Here is a 3,418-nt window from a genome sequence, read left to right as displayed (position 1 = left end):
TGGGTGTCTCCTTGAAACGTAGGGGAAGAAGTAGGAACTCAGGCGTCGTGTAACAGGCGGACGAGCGCGTCCGGCAGCCGGGTGGGCTTGCCTTCGCGGCTCACGCAGGCGTGGACGGTGCGCCCGGTACACAGGGGGGTGTCCGGGCCCCCCTCGCGAAAGACTTCGTAGGTGAAGGCCAGCGATACCCGCTTCACCTCGCTCACCCGGGGGTGGATGAGCAGCACGTCGTCGTAGCGGGCCGGCGCCTTGTAGGAGGCGGTGGCCTCCACGATGGGCAGCATCAGCCCCTGGCGCTCCATCTCGACGTAGCTGCCTCCGCGCGCGCGGAAGTACTCGCCACGGGAGAACTCGAAGTAGCGGAAATAATTGGCGTGATACACGACGCCCATCTGGTCTGTGTCGCCGTAAATCACTCGAAGTCGTGCCTCGACCATGGGTCGCTTCGACCGTAACAGGGGAGTGTCCGACCGGAAAGCATCGCGCTCGGGATTGGTTGCTTCTGAGCACGAGGCGTGGAGGATCGACGGCCCTATGCTCCGCCCCCTCCCCTTCCTGCTAATGCTGCTCGCCTTCCCCGCCCTGGCGAAGCCCCCCCGGCTGACGCTCTTCATCACCGTGGACGCGATGGGGACGGATCTGCTGCTGCGCACGAAACCGCGCCTCAAGGGCGGGCTGCGCCAGCTCATCGACTCCAGCGCCTTCTTCCCCTACGCGGAGTACACGTACGCCAAGCCGCGCACCGCGCCGGGCCACACGACGCTGTCCACCGGCGCCAACCCCTGGCGCCACGGCATCGTGGACAACCGGATCATCGACCGGGCCACGGGCAAGCCCGAGCGCGTCTTCCCGGACCCGGCGCATCCGCTGCTGGAGGCGCCCCTCTCCAACGAGGACGTGAGTCCAGCCACCCTCATGGCGGAGACGCTGGCGGACCGGCTGCGGCTGACGACGCAGGAGCGCGGCAAGGCGATCGCGCTGTCGGGCAAGGCTCGCTCCGCCATCCCGCTGGCCGGCCGGCTCGGGCAGGCCTATTGGTACGACGAGACGGTGGGGAAGTTCATCACGGGCACCTGGTACACGAAGGAGCTGCCCGGCTGGCTGAAGGACTTCAACACGAGCCACCCGCCCGAGGCCTGGTTCGGCAAGCCCTGGGAGCCGCTGCTGCCGCGCACCGAGTACACGGGGGAGGACGATCGCTCCTACGAGGGGGAGCACTACGGACTGGGACGCACCTTCCCGCATCCGCTCACCGGAGGCCTGAACGCGCCCGGCCCCCAGGCCTACAGCGCCTTCGCCATCTCCCCGCTGGCGTTGGACCACGTGGTGCGGGCCGCCCGGGCCGCCATCGAGGGCGAGGGCCTGGGCAAGGACGACGTACCGGATCTGCTCGCGGTGAGCTTCAGCGCCACGGACCGCGTCTTCCACCAGTACGGACCCACCTCGTGGGAGATGCAGGACGCGCTCTACCGACTGGACAAGGCGGTGGGCGACCTGGTGGCCGTGGCCGAGAAGGCCGCGGGGGGCCGTGCCAACCTCCTCGTGGTGCTCACGGCGGACCACGGCGGTGCGGCGGTGCCCGAGCAGTGGGCCGCCTCGGGGGTGGCCGCCGTGCGGGTGAACCCGACCGACCTCTCCAAGGAGCTGACCGAGGCGCTGCGGGCCCAGTTCGGCGGGGACATCACCGCCACCATCGAGGAGTTGGACGTCTACCTGGGAGGCAAGACGCTGGAGGGCGGCAAGGTGGACGGCGCGGCGGTGCGGAGGGCCGCGGCGATGTGGCTGGGGAAGCAGCCCGCCGTCACCCTCGCGGTGGCCCGCGACGACCTCTACACGGCGCCGGACGTGGCGGGGCTGGTGGAGCCCCTGCGGCGCGGCTACTACGCGGGGCGCAGCGGCGACGTGCTCTACGTGGTGAAGCCCTTCCACGTCATCAGCGCCGAGCCCACGGGTACCAACCATGGCACTCCGTACGCGTACGACCGGCAGGTGCCCGTCATCTTCGCGGGCAGGGGGGTGAAGCCGGGCACGTACACGCAGCGGATCAGCACCACGGATGTGGCGCCCACGGTGGCGGCGCTGCTGGAGATGGGCGCCCCCGCCTCCGCCGAGGGGGAGCCCCGCTCCGAGGCCATCAACCCCGGCCGCTGAACGGCCGGGCTACTTCGCCTGGACGATCTCCAGGGAGAGGTCCATGGCGCGCGCCGAGTGCGTGAGCGCGCCCATGGACACGAAGTCCACGCCGAGCTTCGCCAGGCGCGGCAGGCGCTCCAGGGTGATGCCGCCGGAGACCTCGAGCGGGATGCGGCCGGCGGCCAGCTCCACCGCGCGGCGGATCTGCTCGTCGTCCATGTTGTCGAGCATCACCACGTCGGCGCCCTCCTCGAGCGCCTCGGTGAGCTGCTCGAGGGTGGTGACCTCGATCTCGATCTTCACCAACTGAGGGGCGTTGGCGCGGGCGCGGCGAAGCGCCTCGCGGACGGAGCCACCCACGGCCGCGATGTGGTTGTCCTTGATGAGGACGCCATCGAAGAGGCCGAAGCGGTGGTTGAAGGCGCCCCCGGCCTTCACGGCCTGCTTGGACAGAAAGCGCATGCCGGGAGCCGTCTTCCGCGTGTCGAGGATGCGCAGCTTCGAGCCGCGCACCGCGGCCATGACCTGCTGGGCCATGGTGGCCATGCCCGAGGTGCGCTGGACGATGTTGAGGGCAGTGCGCTCGGCGGTGAGGAGCGCGCGCATGCGGCCGTGCACCCGGGCCACCAGGGCCTTGTTCTGGACCTCCTGCCCGTCGCGAGCGAGGAGCTCCACGCGGAGGTCCGGGTCCACGAGGTGGAAGGCGCGGACGAAGGCATCCAGCCCGGAGAGCACGAGCCGCTCCTTGGCGATGAGCTCGGCGGTGCCCAGGGCGTCCACGGGGACGAGGGCCTCGGTGGTGATGTCACCGGCCGCCCCGAGGTCCTCGTCGAGAGCGAGCGTGATGAGGCGATCCAGGAAGCTGTCCATGCGAGTCGCGTCTCCGAGTGAGGTCAGCGCCGAGCCTTCTTGGCTACACGGGAGGCCGCCGACTTCTTCCGAGCGGCGCCCTTGCGAGCGGCTGGCTTTGTCTTGGCCTTGGTCGAGCCCCGAGCAGGCATCTTGGCCTTCGGCGCGGCCTTCTTTGCAGGAGCCGCCTTCTTGGCCGCTGCCTTCTTCGCGGGGGCGGCCTTCTTTGCAGGAGCCGCCTTCTTGGCCGGAGCCTTGGCCTTAAGCGAGGCCTTGGTCTTCACCGGGCCCGGGCTCGGAGGCTCCGTTTCCGTGTCCTCCGCGACGCCAATCTCGTGGACGTCCTCGTCCTCGTCCTCTCCGCTCTCGACGACCTTCGCCTCGGCGTCCGCCTTGCTGGCCTTGGGTTCAGGAGCCCGGGCAGGCGCAGGCTCCT

At 70.0% G+C, this 3,418-nt stretch carries 3 protein-coding genes and 1 pseudogene; 1 reads left to right on the top strand and 3 read right to left on the bottom strand.

Translation table 11 applies throughout. From position 1 onward, the window contains the following. Nucleotides 1-38: 38 nt before the first annotated feature. Nucleotides 39-437, bottom strand: a complete 399-nt coding sequence (locus tag VF794_RS29700) for a thioesterase family protein (RefSeq protein WP_331116223.1) — start codon at nt 435-437, stop codon at nt 39-41. 97 nt (nt 438-534) lie between these two features. Here VF794_RS29700 and VF794_RS29695 point away from each other — a divergent pair, with 97 nt between their 5' ends. Further along, nucleotides 535-2,151, top strand: a complete 1,617-nt coding sequence (locus tag VF794_RS29695) for an alkaline phosphatase family protein (RefSeq protein WP_331116221.1) — start codon at nt 535-537, stop codon at nt 2,149-2,151. A gap of 9 nt (nt 2,152-2,160) precedes the next feature. On the opposite strand, the gene nadC is transcribed toward VF794_RS29695, so the two are convergent. Together nadC and VF794_RS29685 are read right to left on the bottom strand one after the other, a co-directional pair. Then, on the bottom strand, nt 2,161-3,003 hold the full coding sequence (gene nadC / locus VF794_RS29690) for a carboxylating nicotinate-nucleotide diphosphorylase (protein ID WP_331116219.1): 843 nt from the start codon (nt 3,001-3,003) through the stop codon (nt 2,161-2,163). Nucleotides 3,004-3,026: 23 nt separating this feature from the next. Then, nucleotides 3,027-3,418: pseudogene (locus tag VF794_RS29685) on the bottom strand (hypothetical protein); the annotation flags it as partial.

Source organism: Archangium sp., assembly GCF_036389735.1.
Taxonomy (GTDB): Bacteria; Myxococcota; Myxococcia; order Myxococcales; family Myxococcaceae; genus Archangium.
The sequence above is the reverse complement of the archived record's forward strand: the minus strand, read 5'-3'. Positions and strand labels throughout refer to the sequence as shown.